General features: G+C 67.3%; 18 protein-coding genes. 10 read left to right on the plus strand and 8 right to left on the minus strand.

Annotation, left to right across the window (positions count from 1 at the left end; translation table 11 throughout):
• Window positions 1–150: 150 nt before the first annotated feature.
• On the plus strand, window positions 151–2,424 hold the full coding sequence (locus tag GGQ63_RS09525; protein WP_183855057.1) for an autotransporter domain-containing protein: 2,274 nt from the start codon (window positions 151–153) through the stop codon (window positions 2,422–2,424).
• A gap of 123 nt (window positions 2,425–2,547) precedes the next feature.
• Here the strand turns inward: GGQ63_RS09525 and GGQ63_RS09530 are convergent, their stop codons facing one another.
• From GGQ63_RS09530 to GGQ63_RS09560, 7 genes are all read right to left on the minus strand, one after another.
• Window positions 2,548–3,177, minus strand: coding sequence for a hypothetical protein (locus GGQ63_RS09530; protein WP_183855059.1), 630 nt, complete (start codon window positions 3,175–3,177; stop codon window positions 2,548–2,550).
• 11 nt (window positions 3,178–3,188) lie between these two features.
• Window positions 3,189–3,806: a phage tail protein gene (locus GGQ63_RS09535; RefSeq protein WP_183855061.1), complete on the minus strand. Its 618-nt coding sequence runs from the start codon at window positions 3,804–3,806 to the stop codon at window positions 3,189–3,191.
• Between the two features lie 458 nt (window positions 3,807–4,264).
• The gene (locus GGQ63_RS09540; protein WP_183855062.1) at window positions 4,265–4,912 is read right to left on the minus strand and encodes a phage tail protein; all 648 of its coding nucleotides are present in this window, start codon (window positions 4,910–4,912) and stop codon (window positions 4,265–4,267) included.
• 13 nt (window positions 4,913–4,925) lie between these two features.
• The gene (locus GGQ63_RS09545) at window positions 4,926–5,669 is read right to left on the minus strand and encodes a hypothetical protein (RefSeq protein WP_183855064.1); all 744 of its coding nucleotides are present in this window, start codon (window positions 5,667–5,669) and stop codon (window positions 4,926–4,928) included.
• A complete protein-coding gene (locus GGQ63_RS09550) occupies window positions 5,618–6,277 on the minus strand; it encodes a phage tail protein (protein ID WP_183855066.1) in 660 nt (219 codons plus the stop codon). Before GGQ63_RS09550 ends, GGQ63_RS09545 begins: the two co-directional genes overlap by 52 nt.
• Window positions 6,278–6,357: 80 nt before the next feature.
• Entirely contained in the window at window positions 6,358–6,987 is a 630-nt protein-coding gene (locus GGQ63_RS09555) for a hypothetical protein (protein WP_183855069.1), read from the minus strand.
• Window positions 6,988–6,998: 11 nt separating this feature from the next.
• Window positions 6,999–7,646, minus strand: a complete 648-nt coding sequence (locus tag GGQ63_RS09560) for a phage tail protein (RefSeq protein WP_183855071.1) — start codon at window positions 7,644–7,646, stop codon at window positions 6,999–7,001.
• A 566-nt stretch (window positions 7,647–8,212) separates the two neighbouring features.
• Between GGQ63_RS09560 and GGQ63_RS09565 the strand changes: the two genes are divergently transcribed.
• Complete coding sequence (locus tag GGQ63_RS09565) at window positions 8,213–11,980, plus strand: IPT/TIG domain-containing protein (protein ID WP_183855073.1); 3,768 nt, start codon at window positions 8,213–8,215, stop codon at window positions 11,978–11,980.
• A gap of 19 nt (window positions 11,981–11,999) precedes the next feature.
• Here the strand turns inward: GGQ63_RS09565 and GGQ63_RS09570 are convergent, their stop codons facing one another.
• Window positions 12,000–13,199, minus strand: a complete 1,200-nt coding sequence (locus GGQ63_RS09570) for an ROK family transcriptional regulator (protein ID WP_183855075.1) — start codon at window positions 13,197–13,199, stop codon at window positions 12,000–12,002.
• A gap of 114 nt (window positions 13,200–13,313) precedes the next feature.
• Here GGQ63_RS09570 and GGQ63_RS09575 point away from each other — a divergent pair, with 114 nt between their 5' ends.
• The 8 genes from GGQ63_RS09575 (at window position 13,314) to GGQ63_RS09610 (ending at window position 21,436) form a co-directional block, all read left to right on the plus strand.
• Window positions 13,314–14,573, plus strand: a complete 1,260-nt coding sequence (locus GGQ63_RS09575) for an ABC transporter substrate-binding protein (protein ID WP_183855077.1) — start codon at window positions 13,314–13,316, stop codon at window positions 14,571–14,573.
• Window positions 14,574–14,641: 68 nt separating this feature from the next.
• Window positions 14,642–15,565: a carbohydrate ABC transporter permease gene (locus GGQ63_RS09580; RefSeq protein WP_183855079.1), complete on the plus strand. Its 924-nt coding sequence runs from the start codon at window positions 14,642–14,644 to the stop codon at window positions 15,563–15,565.
• On the plus strand, window positions 15,558–16,460 hold the full coding sequence (locus GGQ63_RS09585) for a carbohydrate ABC transporter permease (protein ID WP_183855081.1): 903 nt from the start codon (window positions 15,558–15,560) through the stop codon (window positions 16,458–16,460). The genes GGQ63_RS09580 and GGQ63_RS09585 overlap by 8 nt, the downstream gene beginning before the upstream one ends.
• Before the next feature lie 10 nt (window positions 16,461–16,470).
• Window positions 16,471–17,580: an ABC transporter ATP-binding protein gene (locus GGQ63_RS09590; protein ID WP_183855083.1), complete on the plus strand. Its 1,110-nt coding sequence runs from the start codon at window positions 16,471–16,473 to the stop codon at window positions 17,578–17,580.
• Between the two features lie 10 nt (window positions 17,581–17,590).
• Window positions 17,591–18,355 (plus strand): SDR family oxidoreductase, encoded by a 765-nt coding sequence (locus GGQ63_RS09595; RefSeq protein ID WP_183855085.1) that lies wholly within the window; start codon window positions 17,591–17,593, stop codon window positions 18,353–18,355.
• Between the two features lie 10 nt (window positions 18,356–18,365).
• Window positions 18,366–19,352 (plus strand): sugar phosphate isomerase/epimerase family protein, encoded by a 987-nt coding sequence (locus GGQ63_RS09600; RefSeq protein ID WP_183855087.1) that lies wholly within the window; start codon window positions 18,366–18,368, stop codon window positions 19,350–19,352.
• A gap of 16 nt (window positions 19,353–19,368) precedes the next feature.
• The gene (locus GGQ63_RS09605; RefSeq protein WP_183855089.1) at window positions 19,369–20,178 is read left to right on the plus strand and encodes an SDR family NAD(P)-dependent oxidoreductase; all 810 of its coding nucleotides are present in this window, start codon (window positions 19,369–19,371) and stop codon (window positions 20,176–20,178) included.
• A gap of 112 nt (window positions 20,179–20,290) precedes the next feature.
• Complete coding sequence (locus tag GGQ63_RS09610) at window positions 20,291–21,436, plus strand: alpha-hydroxy acid oxidase (RefSeq protein ID WP_183855091.1); 1,146 nt, start codon at window positions 20,291–20,293, stop codon at window positions 21,434–21,436.
• Window positions 21,437–21,441 lie beyond the last annotated feature (5 nt).

The following is a 21,441-nucleotide window of genomic DNA, read 5'->3' on the forward strand; positions in this document are numbered from 1 at the left end:
ACCCGGCCGTGCCCGCATCGTTGCCCCCGGGCGGGGTGGCGAGAGGTGGAAGGAACGAGGGGCGGACCGCGGGGCGGCCGGGTCCTCTCCGCGACGGGCGCTGCCGCCGCAAGGCCGGCGCCCCTCCGGTGCATCGAGGGGGTTTGGGACATGACGACGATGAGGGGTACCCGCGGATCGCGCGGGACCGCGCTGCGGTTCGGCGGACTGGCCGGCGCGCTGCTGCTCGCGACGACGAGCCTGACGCCGGCTTGGTCGGAGGAGCTCCATACGAGCGTCTTCAACGACGTCTCACCCGCTGACATCATCATGATGAGCGTCTACCTGCCGCCCCTGCTGGCGCGCGACGGCAGCCGGGCGGTGATCCAGTCGTCGGGGGACGGGGTGGCCTGGTGGGATGGCGGAACGCCGGTGCCGTTCGGCCTGCCCGGCCGGGAGAGCGATACGGTCACGCCGGTGGCGCTGTCCGACGATGGCGACACTCTGGTGGGCATGGTCGGCAGCGGCCCCACGCAGTCCCGCTTCCGGTTCGACGGCACCACGCTCACTCTGCTCGAAACCTTCGCGACCCCGAGCACGAACTATCTGGATGCCATCGCGGCGGCGAGCGGCGATGCCAATGTGATCGTCGGCCGGGCCTATAACAGTGCGGAAGCGCTCGCCGCGCAGAACGTTCCCGTCTACTGGGATTCGACCGGCGCGATCCATGCGCTCGATGCCGGCATCTGGACGTATGGCGAAGCGAACCTCGTCTCCGGCAACGGCGAGGTCATCTATGGACGTCTGGGTGCGCCGACCACCGAGCTCGCGCGCTGGCAGACCGATAGCGGCGCGCTGCAGACGCTCACGAAGGCGGCATTCCTGAGCGATACGGGAAACACGGCTTCGGACCTCTGGGCCTCGGCGACCAATTACGACGGCTCGCGGCTGACCGGTTACTTTGTGGGCGAAGGCAGTCGCCCCTTCCTCTGGTCGGACACGGACGGCTTCCGCGATCTCGGCATGCTCGACGGCTTCGATAGCGGCTTCGGCGCGCTGATGTCGCGCTCGGGCGATGTCGTCGCCGGCTACATGCAGACGGGCGACTTCGGCGTCATCACCTCGACGCACGCCTTCCGCTGGACCGATGCGGACGGGCTGGTCGACATCTCGATCGACCGTGCGGAGCGCACGGGCAGCTATCAGGACCTGATGGGCGGCATGTCGGACGACGGCACCGTGATCGTCGGCACCTCTCTTCAGACCGCCGATCTCTACCCGGAGATGACGACCGCGCCGCGCTCGGCCTTCCGCTGGTCCCTGGAGGACGGCTGGCAGACCATGGCGGACTATTTCACCGGCAAGGGGATCGACGTCACCGGCATGAGCTTCCTGTCGGCCGGCGGCCTCTTCGGCACCCCCAGCGGCATCTCGGCCGACGGCAACGTCATGGTGGGTAACGGCTCCTATGACGATGGCGTCAACAACCCCGTGTTCATCTTCTGGCTGTCGCGCTGCGGCGACGGCGACGAATGCGGCGTGACGACGGTTGACGGGGTCTACCGGTCGGTGGAGAGCGTCGGGGCGAGCGGGGAGACCGCCAATCTCCATGTCGACGACCTGTTCGACACGGTCTCGCACGCGCTCGCCGGCCCGGTCGGCAAGAACGGCTCGGCCTATGCCTACGGGTCCTTCGACACCGACCCGATGGCGGGCGGCGGCGTCGGGCTCGACTTCCGCCTCTCCGACACGGTGACGGCGGGCTTCCTCGTCGACCAGTCGGTGCTCGACACCGATCTCGCCTATGACGGCTGGTCGTCCTTCGACGCCACCTCGGTCGTCGCCAAGATCGCCGGCCGTCCGGCGGCGGGCTTCGTGTGGGAGGCCGGCCTCGCGGCCGCCTGGCTCGATGGCGACGTGAAGCGCGGCTATCTGAACGGCGTCGATCCGGTCACCTCGCGCGGCGACACCTCGGGCTACACGCTCGGCGCCTCGGCGACGCTCGGCTGGCGCTTCGCCCTGCCGGCGCCGGCGACGAGCCTGACGCCTTACGCGACCTACACCGTCATGCAGAGCGATTTCGACGGCTGGACGGAGACGAACGGGCCGTTCCCGGCGGTGATCTCGGGCTTCACGACGACGACGCAGCTGATCCGCGCCGGGCTCGAACTGGAGCATCGCTTCGCGGCCGGCCCGACGGCGCGGCTCGGCCTTGCCGGCGTGCACCGCGAGACGGATGGCGACACGATCGCCTTCGACCTGCCGGGCCTGTTCGGCGGCACGGTGGAGGGCGATGTCGGCGCGGCGAACTGGCTCGAGACGAGCGTCGCCTTCGACGTGCCGTTCGGCGCCTCGGTGAGCGGGCTCGCCAAGGTGACCGGCCGGCTGCCCGACGAGGGCGATGCGAGCGTCGCCGGCCATATCGGCCTCAAGATCGCCTACTGACCAAACGCGCGGGCGGCCCGTCGGCCGCCCGCGCCCATCCCGATCGAGGCCGCCGGCCCTTTGGTGCCGCTTCGCGCCCTCATCGCGGGGCCGAGGCGCGGCCCCCCGCCCGCAATGGCGCTGTCAGCCGTCGACCTGGCCGTCCAGATAGCGCATGACATAGGTCCACAGCATGATGGCGTCGTTGCCGCCGAACGTGCCGGCCCTCATCGCCCTGAGCCAGACATCCGCGATGAAGGGCGGCACCCAGATGCCGAGATCGATGATCGCCAGGCACTGATCGTCATTGTACATCGGCATCGCGAAGCTCTGCTCCGGCGTCTTCCATTGCAGCGGGCCGGGTCCGAGCGTCGGCCATTTGCCCCGTTCGTTGAAGGCGACGACGAAGGGGCCGCGGCCGGTGAGGTTCGGCGTCTGCACCTCCGCCGACAGAAAATGGACGCTGCGATTGTCGCTGCGGCCCTTCACATAGACGACGTTGCAATCGCCGGTGTTCTTGTCGCCGACGTTCAGCTGCATGTCGGCGCCGTCGTCCTGATCCCCGACGCCGCGCTTGAACTGCAGCCGGTAGGTCTTCGCCTTCGCCCGCTCGACGACCGGCGATGGATAGTTCTGCGCCTCTTCCTTGCACCCGAACCAATACCACATCTGATAGCTGTGGCAGAAGCCCTTGTTGCTGCCGCCGCTGCCCGGATAGAGGCCGCTGGCGGTGGCGTTAAGTACCTGAAGATCAGTGAAGACATCGGGTGACATGGCGGCGCTCCTTACCAGCGGCTCGGCATCAGGCCGACGATGCAGATCGCCCAGATCATCTTGATGTGCGGCAGCACGACCGCCTCGCCACTGCCGGCGAGGCCGACCGTCACCGTTCCTTGCGGCACCATAGTCATGCCGACCATCGTCGGGCTGAGCCTGACATCCGCGGCCGTGGAGGTCTTGCGCACATAGATCGGCGCCGCGGCGCCGCCCGTGCCGCCCTTGCCGAGGAAGTCGCCGGCCTGCGGATCGGCATTGCCGACCGTGTCCTTGACGGTCAGGGCCATCGATACGGTGGCATTGCTGGCGGTTCCGGTGAACGAGCCTTTATGGGTGTGCGAGGGCAACTGGTTCGTCGCCAGCACGACGGCCGGCGCGCCGGTCATCGCCGATGCCGTCCTCTGGCCGACATAGGCCATGTCGTGCATCGGCGCGACGCTGCGCAGATCCGGCACGGCGAAGGTCGTCGTCCCGTTCCCGCCATAGAGCGTGCCGATGATGGCGAAGAGCGCCATGTTGTCCTTGATCGCGAGAAGGGAGCCGTCACAGGACATCCAGCCCCGGGGCACGAAATTGCCGGCGAACAGGCTCACTTGACCGAGCAGGGGTCCGGGGACGGGTTCCAAGGCAGGCTTCCTCCGCTCTATGCCGGTCCCGAAATCACGAGCAGCGCTGCCCCCGCGTGCGAGCCATGCCCGTCGCTGCGAAGAGCAGCGGAGAACATCGCGCAACGCTCGAAGTGATCGGCGCTCGTGTCTTCAGGATCAATGCGAGGGAGGGTCTTTTATCGGCGAGAAGAAATCAATGTAATAATAGGTAATATTTACTTAATAGAGACCGATCGTGCAGACCTGCGCCGCCCTGATCACGCGAGGTCCGGGGTTCTGTTTAGTGTAGATAAACATCGCCGGCCGCGACGGTCGGTCGGGGAGGTGGCGCGGGCGCCGGGGCCGGCCATGCGACGGACAGCGCGCGAGGCGCCGTCCCATCGTGCCGCGGCGATGGCGCTGCCGGACGGTGCAGGCCCCGGGGGGCGTGGCGCGGGGGACGAGAAGCGGCGGAGGGGGCGGGCGCTGGCTCCGGCCTATCGGAACACGGGGTATGTGCCGGCATAGCAGATGCACCACGACATCCCGACGTAAGGGATGGTGACGGGGGCCAGTGTCTCCGTGCCGGCCTCATCCAAGGTCAAGGTCCCCGATGGCGTGTATTTCATCGTCACCGCAGCGCCGCCGTTCAGCGTCACGTGCTCGGCGCCCTCCGCGTCCTCCTTCTTCACATGGATCGGAGCGCCGGTGCCGCCGGCGCCCAGGAACCCTCCCTCCGTCGGAACGTTGGCGCCGGTCTTTTTCAGAATGGTGAGCGCGACGTCGACCGGCATCGATATCCCGTCGGTGCTTACCGGCGTGTGGGTGTGGGACGGGAGACATTCCTTGGTGAGCTTGATCGCCGGCGCGTCGGCCAGCGCCGAGTCGACGATCGGCCCCCGCTGAGCCGGATTGTGGATCGGCACCGCGTTTCGAAGGTCGGGAAGGCGGAAGGTACCGGCTTTCTCATTTTCTTTGTTGTAGGCTTGGCCGATGAGCCTGAAGAGGAGGGGATAATCGGCGGTATTGATGGCTGTCCCGTCACAGGCGAGCCAGTTCTCCGGGATTTTCTGAAATGCGAAGAGGGCGATCTGTCCGATCATCCCGTCGATGATCTCCGGGACAGGGGGTGTTTGCGCGGGCATGAGGATCTCCGAATCAAGTCGCGGCGGGGTCTGAGAGGGCGGCGGGAGGACGGCACGCCGTCCGCTCCACCGGGGCCGGGTCAGGCGCTCGGCGCCAGGTCGACATAGCGTGTGACGTTGAACCAGACCGTCTGGGCGTCATTGCCGCCGAAGGTGCCGGCGATGATCGAGTCGACCAGCCGGCTGGCGACGAGGAGGGCAGAAAGAGGCCGAGATCGATGATCGCCATGGATTGATCGGCCTCGCACATCGGGATCTCGAGATGCGTTGCCGGCGCGAGCCAGCGCAGGGAAGCCGACCCGTCGGTCGGCCATCTGCCGTGCTCGTTGAAGGCGATGACGAAGGGTCCCTGTCCGGGAAGGGCCGGCTTCTGCACGTCGGCCATGAGGTGATGGCCGCTGCGATTGTCGCTGCGGCCCTTCACGAAGACCACATTGCAGGTGCCGGTGTTGTCGTCGCCGACATTGACCTGCATGTCGGCGCCGTCGTCCTGGTCGCCGACGCCGCGGTTGAGCTGCAGCCGGAACGTCTTCGCCCTGGCGCGGTCGACGATCGGCGTGTCGAATTCCTGATTGTCGCGGTAGGAGCCGAACCACCACCACATCTGATAGGTGTGGCAGAACCCTTCATTGCTGTCGCCATGGCCGGGATAGAGCGCGTGGCGCGTCGCATTGACGAAGTGCAGGTCCGTGAAGATATCCGGTGTCATGGCGATTTCTCGCTGAATTTCGGGTAGATACCGACAATGCAGATGCACCAGATCATTTTCAGATAGGGGATGACCAACGGCGCCTCGCCCTTGAAGGGGATGTTTACCTCTCCTGTCGGTTTCACCGCGACGCTGTTCAGTGTCACGCGCTTGACGTCCTTGACGTCCTTGGCGTCCTCCGGCTTCACATAGATCGGTGCGGCGGCGGCGGCGCTGCCGCCCAAGCCCAGGAAACCCCCGTCCGTCGGCGTGCCGGTGCCGGCCTTCTTCACGACCGTCAGGGTGACGGATCCCGACGCCTTGCCCTCCACCATTGTGAAGGTCGCCTTGTGCGTGTGGGCCGGGAGATGAGCCGTGGTGAGCTTGATCGCCGGCATCTGGGGGTCCGCTGATTTGACACCCGCCCCCCGCTGGGCCGGACGGTGGATCGGCACCGCAGTGCGAAGATCCGGGACGGCGAAGGTCTTTAATCCGTCGCCACCAAAGGCATTCCCGATGAGAGAGAAAAGAGTTTGATTATGATCAATCTGAAGAATCTTTCCGTCGCAGGCCGTCCAATATCTTGGGATGGCGTTCATCGCCAGAAGGGCGACTTGCCCTATGACGCCGTCGAGAATACTGAGCTGGTCGTAGCGATCGTCGGGTTGCGCAGCCATGAGACTCCTCCGAATCGTGCCGAAGCCGGGCGTGAGGGGGTGAGAGGCGGACGGACCGCCCGTTCCGGCGTGGCGCCGGGTCAATTCCCGGGCGTCAGGTCGACATAGCGGGTGACGTTGAACCAGACCGTCTGGGCGTCATCGCCGCCGAAGGTGCCGGCGGCGATCGAGTCGACCAGTCGGCTGGCGAGGGCGGAGGGCAGAAAGATGCCGAGATCGATGATCGCCATGCATTGATCGCCGTCGTCGATCGTCATCGGGAGGCGCTGGCCGGCCGCGAACCATTTGAGGGTCGTTGCGCCGTCGGCCGGCCATTTGCCGTGCTCGTTCAAGGCGACGATGAACGGACCCTGTATCGGCAGCGCCGGCTTCTGCACCTCGGCCCTGATTTCGTGGCGCGTGCCCGGAAAGCTGTCGGCCCGCACATACACGACGTTGCAGGCGCCGGTGTTCGCCTCGCCGACATTGATCTGCATATCCGCGGCGTCGGTCTGATCGCCGACACCGCGCATGAACTGCAGGCGATGCGTCCTGGTCTTCGCCCGCTCGACGAGGGGCGATGTGAATTTCTGGTCGTCGCGATAGCCGCCGAACCAATACCACATCTGGTAGGAATGGGAGATGTGCGCATTGCTGCCGCCATTGCCGGAATAGAGCGCGTCGCGCGTCGCGTTGACGAGCTGGAGATCGGTGTAGATGCTCGGGGTCATGGCGGTTGGCCTTAGAATTCGGGATAAAGACCGGCGGCGCAGATGCACCACATCATCCCCACAGCGGGGACTTTGAGCTGGACGTCGGGATAGCCCGTCGGGTCCGTGGTCACGTTTCCGGGCAGCTTGATCTGAGCCGCGCCTCCGCTCAGCGTCACGCTGGCGGCGTCTTTGGCGTCCGCCGGCGTCACATAGATCTGTGCTCCGTCTGTTCCGCTGCCGCCCTTGCCCAGGAACCCATCCTTCTCCGGGGCCGCCTGACCGGATTTGTCCACCACCGTCAGGGCGACCGACCCCGTCGCCTCGCTGTCCTTGCCCGTGAACCTCGCCGCGTGGGTGTGGGGCGGGAGATTCTTCTCTGTGAGTGCGATCACCGGCTGTTCCAGCCGCGCCGATTTGACGCCCTGGCCGTAATGCGTCGAATCATGGATCGGCACCGCCGCTCGAAGATCCGGGACGAGGAAGGTCCGCTCGCCGTCACCGCCATAGGTCGTCCCGATGACGGAGAAGAGGATCTCATTCGCCTCTCTGAGAAGTGTTCTGCCGTCGCAGGGGATCCAGTTCTTCGGCGGCTCGCTCACCGCCATGAGCGCGACATGACCGATGAGAGAGACGATTTCTGCCTCCCTGTCCGTGGATTTCGTGGGCTCGGTCACCATGACGTTCCTCCATTTCTTAAGGGCACAGGCGAGGGGGCGGGAAGGGTGCCGGGAGCGGCCATGGGGCGGTCGCCGGTCTGGCGAGCGCCTCGCACCGGATCGAAGGCAAGACGATCAAGGGCCGATGCCTCTGTCGCACCCCGTGCGCCGAAGCTCTTGGCCAGAGTGATCCGTCGGTCTTCCTGGCCGGGATCGCCGTTCGGACGGGCGGCAGGCCTCGCCGGTCTGATACAGACAGCGAATCCACCTTCTATTGGCGAAGACCGAACATTTATATTTACGGACATATATTCATATCCGTATTTTTCCGAATGAGATTTGACTTCTTGCGTATATTTTATACGCGATCTACATAATACAATGGTGGCACATCTCTGAAAAAGGTCAACGGAATAGTTTGATTTTTTATTCTCCTCGTGTAAGTCTTCCTTCCTGGGGTGAGCTAGTTTTTAGCTCGATAGAAATTTTATTCGGAGTGAAATTCATTCATGCCGGGCTTCGGGGCGGAAGAGGGGGGGCGCGTGCGCGGCAGGTGTTCTGCTGGGCGGCGTGTTTTGTGGGGCTCTGTGCGGCAACGGGCCGCCCGGCTGGGCGCGGGGCTCTTCCTGCTCCTCGTCCTCGTCGGTCTGTCCTCGCCCGCCGCAGCGCTGTCGGACGCCTGCGTCGCGGTGAATGCGGACTGGGGCGCCGGCGTTACCTCGCCCCAGGGAGCCTCCCCGAATAACAAGGTCGAGAAAGAATATGCCAGCTTCGCCGCGGGTGAGGTGATCGATTACCAGGCGAGCACGAGCAATTCGTCGAACGCGGAACTCAACGCCGAGCCGGAGTCATCGGACTGGAATGGTTCGGCTGTGTTCACAATTTTCAAGAACGACTACAATGACTATGCCGTGCCCGATGCGAGGCCGGGCAACGGCTCCGAGGTGTCGCTGACTGGCACGCTCATCCTCGATCCGGACGAGGATTATGCGGTGGGCGTCTACAGCAGCACGGCGTCATCGGGCACCGCGACGGCGACGCTGACCTGCCGGCTGGCGAGCGCCGGTGGTCCCGAGCTGACCAGCCTTTCGCCGGACTTCGGCGTGACGACGGGCGGCGATAGCGTGACGCTGACCGGTACCGGCTTCACCGGCGCGACCGGCGTGACCTTCGGCGGTACGGCGGCGACCGACCTCTCGGTGACCAACGACACGACGCTGACGGTGAAGACGCCGGCCCATGCGGAGGGCGCGGTCGACGTCGTCGTGACGACCCCCGGCGGCTCCGACACGCTCGCCTCTGGCTTCACCTATTATCCCCCGGTCACTCTGTCGCCGGAGTCCGGCGCGCTCGACGGCGGCACGGTGGGTGTCCCCTACAGCGTGTTCATCGACAAATCGGGCGGTGGCGCGGCTCCCTACACCATCTCTCTCGCGGCAGGCGCGCTGCCCGCCGGAATCGAGCTCGATCCCGACTGGGGCGGGCTGGTCGGCACGCCGACGGAGGCGGGGACGGCAACCTTCACGATCCGCTACACCGACGGCCTGGGCCTGTTCGGCTCGGCCGAGTATACCATCACCATCGTCGCCGCGGCGTCCGGTCCGGAGCTGGCGAGCCTTTCGCCGACGACCGGGCCGACGACGGGCGGGACGAGCGTGACGCTGACCGGCACCGGCTTCACCGGCGCGACGGAGGTGACCTTCGGCGGCACGGCGGCGACCGACCTGTCGGTGACCAACGATACGACGCTGACGGTGAAGACGCCGGCCCATGCGGCGGGCGCGGTCGATGTCGTCGTGACGACGGGCGACGGCTCGGACACGCTCGCCTCGGGCTTCACCTATCAGGCGGTGACGCTCAGCCTTTCGCCCGCGGCCGGGGCGCTTCCCGGCGGCACGGTGGGGACGGGTTACAGCGTCAGCGTCACCGCCTCGGACGGAACGTCGCCCTATAGCTATGCGGTGACTTCGGGCGCCCTGCCGGGGGGCGTCAATCTCAATGCGAGCACCGGCGCGCTGTCCGGCACGCCGACGGCGGAAGAGAGCGCGAGCTTCACCATCACCGCCACCGACAATGTCGGCAACACCGGCGCCGCCGCCTATACGATCGCGATCGCCGCCGCGGCGTCCGGCCCGGAGCTGACGAGCCTTTCGCCGACGACCGGGCCGACGACGGGCGGCACGAGCGTGACGCTGACCGGCACCGGCTTCACCGGCGCGACCGGGGTGACCTTCGGCGGCACGGCGGGCACCGACCTGTCGGTGACCAACGACACGACGCTGACGGTGAAGACGCCGGCCCATGTCGCCGGCGCGGTCGACGTCGTCGTGACGACGGGCGACGGCTCGGACACGCTCGATGACGGCTTCACCTATCAGGCGGTGACGCTCAGCCTTTCGCCGGCGGCCGGGGCGCTTCCCGGCGGCACGGCGGCGACGGATTATAGCGTCAGCGTCACCGCCTCGGACGGAGCGTCGCCCTATAGCTATGCGGTGACTTCGGGCGCCCTTCCGGGGGGCGTCAATCTCAATGCGAGCACCGGCGCGCTGTCCGGCACGCCGACGACGGAAGAGAGCGCGAGCTTCACCATCACCGCCACCGACAGCCTCGGCAACACCGGCAGCGCCGCCTATACGATCGCGATCGCCGCCGAGGCGTCCGGTCCGGAGCTGGCGAGCCTTTCGCCGACGACCGGGCCGACGACGGGCGGGACGAGCGTGACGCTGACCGGCACGGGCTTCACCGGCGCGACCGGCGTGACCTTCGGCGGCACGGCGGCGACCGACCTCTCGGTGACCAACGATACGACGCTGACGGTGAAGACGCCGGCCCATGTCGCCGGCGCGGTCGACGTCGTCGTGACGACGGGCGACGGCTCGGACACGCTCGCTTCGGGCTTCACCTATCAGGCGGTGACGCTCAGCCTCTCGCCGGCGGCCGGGGCGCTTCCCGGCGGCACGGTGGGGACGGGTTACAGCGTCAGCGTCACCGCCTCGGACGGAACGTCGCCCTATAGCTATGCGGTGACTTCGGGCGCCCTGCCGGCCGGAGTCGAACTCGCCCTTGACGCCGGCGGGTTGTACGGCGCGCTGTCCGGCACGCCGACGACGGAAGAGACCGCGAGCTTCACCATCACCGCCACCGACAATGTCGGCAACACCGGCAGCGCCGCCTATACGATCGCGATCGCGGCGGATCCGCCGGCCCGGCCCGATCCCTCGCTCGATGTCGAAGTGATCGGGCTCGTGAACGCCCAGGCCGACGCCACGAGGCGGGTCGCCCGCATTCAGCTCCAGAACTTCGAGGGCCGGCTCGAACGCCTGCACGACGACGATGAGCGATGGGCCTCGAGCATGGAGGTGCGCATCGGCGTGCTGCAGGACCGGTCCGCGCGCCCCGAGGATTCCTTCTTCGAGCGCGCGACAACGGCGGTGGGCGACGCCGGACCCCAGGGCCTCCTCGCCTTTGACGAAGCCGCCGATCCGCAGGCATCGCCGGCGGATGCGGCGATCGCTCGGCCGGCGGCCGATCGCGGCCCGCTCGCCGTGTGGTCGGGCGGTTTCATCGATTTCTCCCGGCGCGACGGCGGGATCGATCTCGATTCGACTGCGGTCGGCGTCAGCGGCGGCGTCGACTACCGCTTCTCCCCCGCCCTCGTCGCCGGCTTCGGGTTCGGCTATGGCCGGGACCGCTCGGATGTCGGCGACAACGGGACGGAGACGCTGGTCGACGCTTATAGCGGCGCGCTCTATGGCAGCTACAAGCCGATCGATGGTCTGTTCCTCGACGGGCTCCTCGGCGGCAGTTGGATCGACCTCGATTCCAGCCGTTACGTCACGGTGGACGGCAGCACGGCCGATGGCAGCCGGAGCGGCACGCAGCTGTTCGGCTCTCTCACGGCCGCCTATGAATTTCGCGACGACGCCTGGCTGATCTCGCCCTATGCCCGGGCCGGGTTCTCCCGCGCCTGGCTCGACGGGTTCTCGGAGACGGGCGGGGGGGTCTATGGCCTGACCTATGGCGACCAGACGGTCGACAGCCTGTCCGGCGCGCTCGGGGCGCGGCTGCGCTACGTCTTCGATACGGAATGGGGGAGCATCGCGCCCGAGGTCCGCGCGGAATACAGCCACGATTTCGCCGACGGGTCGCGGGTCGGGCTCGGCTATAGCGATCTCGGCGGCCTGCCTTATGCCGTCGAGACGGAAGCGGATGCGCGTGACATCGCGACCGTCGGGCTCGCGCTCGGCATCCGGTTCGATCCCGGCTGGCTCCTCGATCTCGATTACCGGACCCGTCTCGACGGGGACGGTGTGGCGGGCGGCACGGGCTCGGCGCGGCTCGGCACGCGGTTCTGAGGCGGGACCGGCGGGCGGCTCAGTCGAGCCGCCCGTGATGCCGCAAGACGAGGCCGACGGCGCCGAGCAGCTTGTCGTTCTCGGTGAACTTGCCGATCGTGATCCGCGTCCTGAGCCGCTCGGCGACGTCGCGCGCCTTGATCAGCGTGTGCTTCTCATAGGCCGCAACGAGGGGCGCGAGCAGGATGTCGCCCGCGAGCGCCATACGGCCGCCGATGATGATCAGCGGCGGGTTGATCAGCGTGCCGACGAGGGCGAGCCCGCGGCCGGCGACCGCCGCGGTGTCCTCGATCAGCCGCCGGGCACCGACATCGCCCTGTTCCGCCAGCCGGATGGCGTCGTCCATCGTCATGCGGCGGCCATAGAGGCGCGAGAGCTGCTCGAGCGGCCGGTTGAAGCTCGCCGTCAGTTCGAGGCAGCCGCGATTGCCGCAGCGGCAGAGATCGCCGTCCGGATCGAGCGACAGATGGCCGAACTCTCCGGCGCCCCCGGCGATGCCGGTCATCACCCGGCCGCCCGAGACGATCGCCCCGCCGACGCCGAGATCGATCTTGAAGAGGACGAAGTCCTCGCAGCCGATCGCCGCGCCCCACATCATCTCGGCGATCGCGGCGCAATTGCTCTCATTGTCGGCGAGGATCGGGCTTCCGAACACCGGCTCGAAGGCGTCGCGGATGTTCACGCCGGCCCAGGTCGGCACGATGCTCGCCCGCTGCACCGTTCCGTCCGGGCTGACGGGCGCGGAGACCGAGACCCCGACGCCGAGCAGGCCACAGGCCGAAAGCCCGTTCTCGCGATAGGTCCGTTCGACGGCGGCTTTCGTCGCTGCAGCTGCTTCCTCGGGCGAATAATCGCGCTGCATTGCAATATTTTGTTCGGCAATGACAGAATGCGAGACGTCGGCCACGACCAGCTGGATGTCGTCGAGGCTCATGTGCAGGCCGATGCAGGTGCCGGCTTCGGGGTTGAGGGTGAGGGCGGTTGCGGGCCGGCCGACGCCCTTCGCCGCCTCCTCTCCGCCCGGAACCTCGACGACGATGCCGGATTGGCGCAATTCCGCCAGAGCCATCGACACGGTCGAGCGGGCGAGGCCGGTCAGACGGGCGATCTGGGCCGCCGACAGGGCGCCCCGTTCGCTCATGATGCGGACGATCCGCGTCGCGGGCGCGCCGGACTCGCGGTCGTCGAGCAGGGATTTCAGGCGACTCTCGTGCATCATGGTCGAAACGTTGACAGCCGAATTATTTCATCATAGAACTTATTGAGCCCCGAGAACAGGGCCGCCGGATCGACGAAGCGGAAAACCGCAGCCGGCGCGAGGGAGGACAACGCCATGCTGAAGACGGCTCTCGCCGTAACGATCACCTATGCCGCTCTGGTCGGGGCCGCCTCCGCCGAGCCCAAGACCAATATCCTGCACCAGTGGGCGACCGGATCGGACGCCGCGGCGATCGCCAAGCTCGGTGAGATGTTCACCGCGGCCGGCGGCACCTGGGAACAGACCTCGATCGCCGGTCATACGGCGAATACGCTCGCCAAGCTGCGGGCCGACGTGGTCGCCGGCAACGCGCCGCCCGCGGTGCAGCTGAAGGGGCCGGAGATCGCCGAATGGAACGAGACGGGCATGACGGCCAATCTCGACGATCTCGCCGCCGCCGAGGGCTGGGAGAAGGTGGTCGCCCCCGAGCTGCTGCCGGTCATGAAGCCGGCCGGCCACTGGGTGGCGGCGCCGATGAACATCCACCGCATCAACTGGCTGTGGTCCTCGCCCAAGGTGCTGCAGGAAGCCGGCGTCGCCGAGGTTCCGAAGACCTGGGCCGAGTTCAACGCGGCCTGCGACAAGGTCGTCGCCGCCGGAAAGATCTGCATCGCGCATTCGACCGCCGACTGGACCGACTCGACCGTGTTCGAGGTCGTGGTGTACGGCCAGGACATCGACCTCTACAAGAAGGCGTTCGTCGAGGGCGACGTCGAGGCGATGCGCAGCGAGGGCATGGTCAAGGCGCTCACCCAGCTGCGCAAGATGACGTCGGAATACATGGACCCCGGCATGGTCGGTCGCGACTGGGATACGATGTCCCATCTCGTCGGCCGCGGCGAGGCCGCCTTCCACATCATGGGTGACTGGACCATCGGCCTCCTGACCGCCGGCGGCTTCAAGGAAGGCACCGACTATGTCTGCAGCCAGGCGCCGACCGACTGGGGCAAGCCGGGCTTCATCCTCAACTCCGACTCGGTCGTCTTCTTCACGCAGAAGGACCAGGATTACATCGACGGCCAGCAGCTGCTCGCCAAGACCATCCTGTCGCCGGAGTTCCAGACGGTCTTCAACCAGGCCAAGGGCTCGATCCCGGCCCGGCTCGACGTCGACCTGTCGCAGGGCTTCAACCCCTGCCAGCAGCTCTCCCAGAAGGACCTGCAGGCCTCGATCGAGGCGGGCACGCTCGTCCGCTCGATGGCCCACAACATGACGATCCCGCAGAAATATCGCGGCGCCATCATGGATACGGTGACGGAGTTCGTGAACACCCCGTCGATGTCTCCGGAAGACGGCGCCAATGCGATGGCCGACGCCGTCGAAGCCCAGATGTGATCTCCGCCGGCCGGGCGGTTCGCCGCCCGGCCCCCTTTCTCCCGCGAGAAGCGTCGGACGGGCCTGCGATGACGATTGCGATGGTTGACGGCGAAGGTGTGTCCTTCCGCCAGCGCGCCGGACGATGGTGGCCGGTCGTGGTTCTCGCCCCTTCGCTTCTCGCCTCCTTCGTCTATGTCGTGGTCTTCACGCTGTGGACGCTCTACATCTCGCTCTCGAATTCGGGCCTCCTGCCGAGCTACGGTTTCGTCGGCCTCGAGAACTACGCTTCGCTGTGGGCCAACCGGCGCTGGAACATCGCCTATAACAATCTCTTCTTCTTTTCGGCCTTCTATATTCTCGGCTCGATGGCGGTCGGCCTTTTGCTCGCCATCCTGATCGACCAGCGCGTCAAGGGCGAGGCGCTGTGGCGGACGATCTTCCTCTATCCGCTCGCGGTCTCCTTCATCGTCACCGGCACGGTGTGGAGCTGGCTCTACAATCCCGCCGACGGCGTCCAGATGCTGGTGCGCAGCCTCGGCTGGGAGAGCTTCTCCTTCGCGCTCGCCTCCGACCGCAACACGGCGATCTACGCCGTCATCATCACCGGCATCTGGCAGTCCTCGGGCTTTGCGATGGCGCTCTTCCTCGCCGGGCTGCGCTCGGTCGACCCCGATCTCGTCAAGGCGGCGCAGATCGACGGCGCCTCGGCCTTCCGCACCTATCGCAAGGTGATCTTGCCCACCATCGCGCCGATCTTCCTCGCCGTCGCCGTCGTGCAGATCCAGTTCGCCATCAAGACCTTCGACCTCGTCGCCGCGCTCACCCGCGGCGGGCCGGGCGTCTCGACCACTTTCCCGGCGATCTATGTCTACGATCTGATGTTCCAGCGCGGCCAGATCGGCGAGGGCGCCGCCGCGGCGATGATGATGCTCGCCGCGCTCGCCGTGGTGCTCGTGCCCTATTCCTTCTTCGTCGTCTGGCGCCGGCGCCGGGAGAGCCGTCATGGCTGACCTCTCGCTCGCCCGCGTCGCCGATCCCGAGGCCGCCGCCGCCGGCCGCCGCTTCCTCGCCGGCCGCATCGCGATCTACGGCATCCTCGGCGTCTTCGCGCTCATCTATCTCGCGCCGCTCGTCGTCGTGGTGCTCAATTCCTTCCGCGAGCAGCCCGAGATCGCCCGCAACGGCCTGATCAACCTGCCGAGGAGTTTTACCCTCGAGGCCTGGAGCTCCGCCTGGGGCAGCTATTGCATCGGCGGCACCTGCGAGGGCATGAAGCGCAACTTCCTCAACTCGCTCGCCATGACCATTCCGGCGACGATCATCTCGACGCTGCTCGGCGCGCTGAACGGCTATGTGCTGTCGAAATGGCGTTTCCGCGGCTCCGAGGCGCTGTTCACGCTGATGCTGCTCGGCGTCTTCATGCCCGGCCAGATCGCGCTGATGCCCTGGGCCTTCGTGCTCGGCAAGCTCGGCCTCACCAATTCGACCTACGGCCTCGTGCTCGTCCACGTCATCCAGGGCATTTCTTTCACGACACTGTTCTGCCGCAACTATTACGTCTCGATCCCGGATGACCTGATCAAGGCCGCGCGCATCGACGGCGCCGGCTTCTGGCGGATCTTCCGCAAGATCGTGCTGCCTCTGTCGCCGCCGATCCTGATCGTCACGGTGATCTGGCAGTTCACCGGCATCTGGAACGAATATCTCTTCGGCGTGGTGTTCACCTCCGGCCGCGAACAGCCGATCACCGCCGCGCTCGTCGCGCTCACCGCCGGCGGCACCACGGCGCGCACCTATGACGTGATGAGCGCCGCGGTGCTGATCGGCGCGCTGCCGCCGCTGCTCGTCTATTTCTTCGGCGGCAAGTATTTCGTCCGCGGCCTCACCCAAGGGGCGATCAAGTGATGGAAGTCCCATGTCTTCACTGGTGATCCGCAGCCTGCGCAAGAATTACGGCGCGCACGAAGTCCTGAAGGGCGTCGACCTCGAGGCGCAGGAGGGCGAGTTCATCGCCCTCGTCGGCCCGTCGGGCTGCGGCAAGTCGACTCTTCTGTCGATGATCGCCGGGCTCGAGACGGTGACGAGCGGCGAGATCCGGATCGGCGGGCGGCTCGTCAATTCCGTGCCGCCCAAGGACCGCGACATCGCGATGGTGTTCCAGTCCTACGCGCTCTATCCGACCATGACGGCGCGCGAGAACATCACCTTCGGCATGGAATCGCGCGGCGTGCCGAAGGCCGAGCGCGACGCCGCGGTGAAGCGGGTCGCGGCGCTCCTGCAGATCGAGGCGCTGCTCGGCCGCAAGCCCGGCCAGCTCTCCGGCGGCCAGCGCCAGCGCGTCGCGATGGGCCGCGCGCTCGTGCGCGATCCGAAGCTCTTTCTCTTCGACGAGCCGCTGTCGAACCTCGACGCCAAGCTGCGCGTCGAGATGCGCACCGAGATCAAGAAGCTGCACCACCGTGTCGGCAAGACGACGATCTACGTCACCCACGATCAGGTCGAGGCGATGACGCTCGCCTCGCGCATCGCCGTCATGCATCGCGGCGAATTGCAGCAATTCGCCGAGCCGCACGTCACCTATAACCGGCCGACCAACATGTTCGTCGCCGGCTTCATGGGCTCGCCCTCGATGAATTTCATTCCGGCGCAGCTGACACGGGCCGACGACCGCGTCGCCGTCACCTTCCCGCTCGCCGATGGGGGCAGCGCCGTGCTGCCGCTCGCGACCGATGTGGCGGCGGAGCGGATCGGCCGCGCCGTGGTGCTCGGCGTGCGGCCCGAACATCTGTCGCGCTACGATGCCGAGATCCATGCCCGCAAGCCGGGCATCGCGACCCTGTCGGCGCCGGTCGAGGTGGTCGAGCCGACCGGCGCGGAGACGATCGCGGTGCTGCGCTTCGGTGCGCTCGAAGTGGTCGGCCGCTTCGAGCCGGACAGTGCGCCGAGGATGGGCGAGAGGATCCGCCTCGGCGTCGACATGACCCGCGCCTGCCTCTTCGATCCCGAGACGCAGCGCCTGATCTGAAAGGCTTCCCGTGACCTTCGCCAAATATCCGAGCCTTGCCGGGCGCGTCGTGCTCGTCACGGGCGGCGCCTCGGGCATCGGCGCCGATGTGGTGCGCGCCTTCGCCGCCAATGATGCCCGCGTCGCCTTTCTCGACATCCAGGCGGAGGCGGGCGGGGCGCTCGCCGCGGCGCTCGGCGGTGCGGCCCATGCGCCGCTCTTCCTGCCGTGCGACCTCTCCGACATCGACGCGCTCCGGGCCGCGATCGAGACGGTGCGGGACCGGCTGGGGCCGGTCGCCGTCCTCGTCAACAATGCCGCGAACGACGACCGCCACAAGGTCGACGACGTCACGCCCGAATACTGGGACTGGTCGCAGGGCATCAATCTGAAGCCGCAATTCTTCGCCGCCCAGGCGGTGCGTCCGCACATGCGGGCGCTCGGCCACGGCTCGATCGTCAACTTCTCCTCGATCGCCTGGCGGCACGGTGCCGGCGACATGGCCGTCTATGCGACGGCGAAATCGGCGGTGAACGGGCTCACCCGCGCGCTCGCCCGCGCCTTCGGCGACGACAACATCCGCGTCAACGCCATCGAGCCCGGCGCCGTGATGACCGATCGGCAGCGGGCACTCTGGTATCCGACCGAGCAATCGGTCGAGGCGATCGTCGGCCGGCAGATCCTGAAGCGGGTTCTGCTCGGCGAGGAGATCGCCCGCACCGTGCTGTTCCTCGCCGCCGACGACAGCCGGATGATCACCAAGCAGACCATCACGGTCGATGCCGGCCTGCGCTGAAGGACCCGCCATGCTCCGCGTCGGACTGAACCCTTATGGACTGACCTATCATCTCGGCCTGCAGGGCCGCGGCACACCGCGCGCCAACGCAGCCGCCACCGGGCTCGAGGGCTTCATCGCGATCGCGACCGAGCTCCGCGCCGAGACGCTCGAGATCTACGATCCGTGGCTGCAGGCGATGAGCGACGCGGAGCTCGCCGGGCTCAAGGCGCGGCTCGGTGATCTCGGCATGACGCCGGTGGTGAGCGCCGGCCTCAATATGATGGGTCCGATGGAGAGCGCCTTTCGCTCGGCCGCAGCGCTTGGGGCGACGACGATCCGGCTCGGCCTCTCGCCGGTGCTGTGCGGCGACCGCAATGCCTTCGGCGAGAAATGGCATGCGCTCGTCGCCTCGATCCGTGCCGCACTCGCCGAATGGGGACCGCGCGCCGCCGATGCCGGCACGGTGCTGGCGATCGAGAACCATCAGGATTTCACGAGCGCGGAGCTCGTCGCCTTCTGCGAGGAGGCGGGATCCGGCGTCGGCATCACCTTCGACACGGGCAACACCTTCCCGGTCGCCGAGGCGCCGCTCGATTTCACCCGCCGCATCGCGCCCTTCGTGCGCCATGTGCACCTCAAGGACTACCGCGTCCAGTTCACCGAAGAGGGCTACCGGCTGGTGCGCTGCGCGATCGGCGACGGTGCCGTGCCCTATCCCGCAATGATCGCGCTGCTCGCGGAACATCACGACAGCCTGACCGCGGTGCTCGAGCCGGGTGCGCTCGAGGCGCGCCATGTCCGCCTCTTCACGCCGGACTGGTGGAACGGCTATGCGCCGAAGACGGCGCGCGAGCTCGCCGCCTGCCTCAGGGCGGCGCAGGTCAACCGGCTGCCCGAGGACGCCGATCCCCGCACCCCCTGGGAACGCGGCGAGGACGGCGCCCTCGAAGCCTATGAGCTCGACATGATCCGGCGCAGCGCCGCGACCATGCGGGCGCTCGGAATCATGCGTTGAGCGACGGGAGCGATCGATGACCAGGGAATTGAGCGGCAAGACGGCCTTCGTGACGGGCTCGGGCCGCGGACTCGGCCGGGTGATGGCCGAGCGGCTCGCCGAGCTCGGCGCCGATGTCGCCATCCACGACATGGACTGGAACCAGCCGGCGAAATACGGCGAGTTCAAGGACCTCGGTGAGGTGGCGGCGCAGATCGGCCGGCATGGCGGCCGCGTCACGGCCGTCACCGGCAATATCGGCGACAAGGACGCGGTCGCGAAGATGAAGGCCGAGATCGAGGCGGCGCTCGGCGAGGTGCACATCCTCGTCAATTGCGCCGGCGGCGACATCGGCGCGGCGGGGACCAAGCCGAACCCCAACAATGCGCTCGATATCGCCTTCGAAGACATCAAGGTGCTGACCGAGAACAATCTGATCGGCACCATGCTGGTCTGCCAGGCCTTCGTGCCGCCGATGGTGAAGGCGGGCACGGGCTCGGTGATCAACATCGCGTCCGCCGCCGCGCATATGGGCTGCTCGCCCGAGGTCGTCTATTCGACGCTCAAGGCGGCGGTCGTCCATTATACGCGCTGCCTCGCCAAGGAGCTGATCGACCAGGGCGTCCGCATCAATGCGGTGAGCCCCGGCCCGACCAAATCGGCCCGCTTCCAGGCGACCCGCGTCGTCGATCCGAACCGGATGGATTCCTCGATCCGATCGCTCAACCGCTATGCCGAGCCCGACGAGATCGCCGACGCGGTCGCCTTCCTCGCCGGGCCGCGGGCGAAGTTCATCAACGGCCAGGTGATCCGGGTCGACGGCGGCATCACGCTCTTCCCCGGCTGATCTCCCGCCGGGCCGCTCCGTCGCCTCGGGCGGCGCAGCGGCCGGCGCGGCACGGGTAGGAAGCGGTCCCGCGGATGTGCTACGCCCTCGCCGGATCGGCGAGGGAACGGCCATGCGTCTTCAGGACTGTCACAATTTCCACGACTTCCGCCGCATGGCGCAGCAGCGCCTGCCGGGGCCGATCTTCAACTATATCGACGGCGCGGCCGAGGACGAGGTGACGCTCCGGCGCAACACCGCCGCCTTCGACGACTGCGACCTCGTGCCGAACGTGCTGCGCGGCGTCGGCCATGTCGACATGTCGGTCACCGTGATGGGCCAGCGCCTCGCCATGCCCGTCTATTGCTCCCCGACCGCGCTGCAGCGGCTCTTCCACCACGAGGGCGAGCGCGCGGTGGCCGCCGCGGCGCACAAGTTCGGCACGATGTTCGGCGTCTCCTCGCTCGGCACGGTGAGCCTCGAGGAGGCGCGCCGCATCAGCTCCGGGCCGCAGGTCTACCAGTTCTATTTCCACAAGGATCGCGGCCTCAACCGCGAGATGATGGCGCGCGCCAAGGAGGCGGGCGTCGAGGTGATGATGCTCACCGTCGACAGCATCACCGGCGGCAATCGCGAGCGCGACAAGCGCACCGGCTTCGCCATTCCCTTCCGGCTCAATCTCGCCGGCATCACCCAGTTCGCGGTGAAGCCCGCCTGGGCGATCAACTATTTCACGCATGAGCGCTTCCGTCTGCCGCAGCTCGACACCCATGTCCACATGGGCTCGGGCGTGATGTCGATCAGCCGCTATTTCACCGAGATGCTCGATCCGGCGATGGCCTGGGACGATGTCGCCGAAATGGTCGACCAGTGGGGCGGGCCGTTCTGCCTGAAGGGCGTGATGTCGGTCGACGATGCCCGCCGGGCGGCCGAGATCGGCTGCAACGGCATCGTGCTGTCGAACCATGGCGGCCGCCAGCTCGACGGCTCGCGCTCCGGCTTCGACCAGCTCGCCGAAGTGGTCGACGCGGTCGGCGACCGCATCGATGTGATGATGGATGGCGGCGTGCAGCGCGGCAGCCATGTCCTCAAGGCGCTGTCGCTCGGGGCGAAGGCGGTCGGCCTCGGCCGCTATTATCTCTTCCCGCTCGCCGCCGCGGGCCGGGCCGGCGTCGAGCGGGCGCTCGGCCTGATGCGGACCGAGATCGAGCGCGACATGCGCCTGATGGGCGCGAGCTCGGTCGCCGATCTGACGCGCAAGAACCTCCGCTTCCGCTGACCGCG

The organism is Prosthecomicrobium pneumaticum (genome assembly GCF_014199915.1).
Lineage (GTDB): Bacteria > Pseudomonadota > Alphaproteobacteria > Rhizobiales > Kaistiaceae > Prosthecomicrobium > Prosthecomicrobium pneumaticum.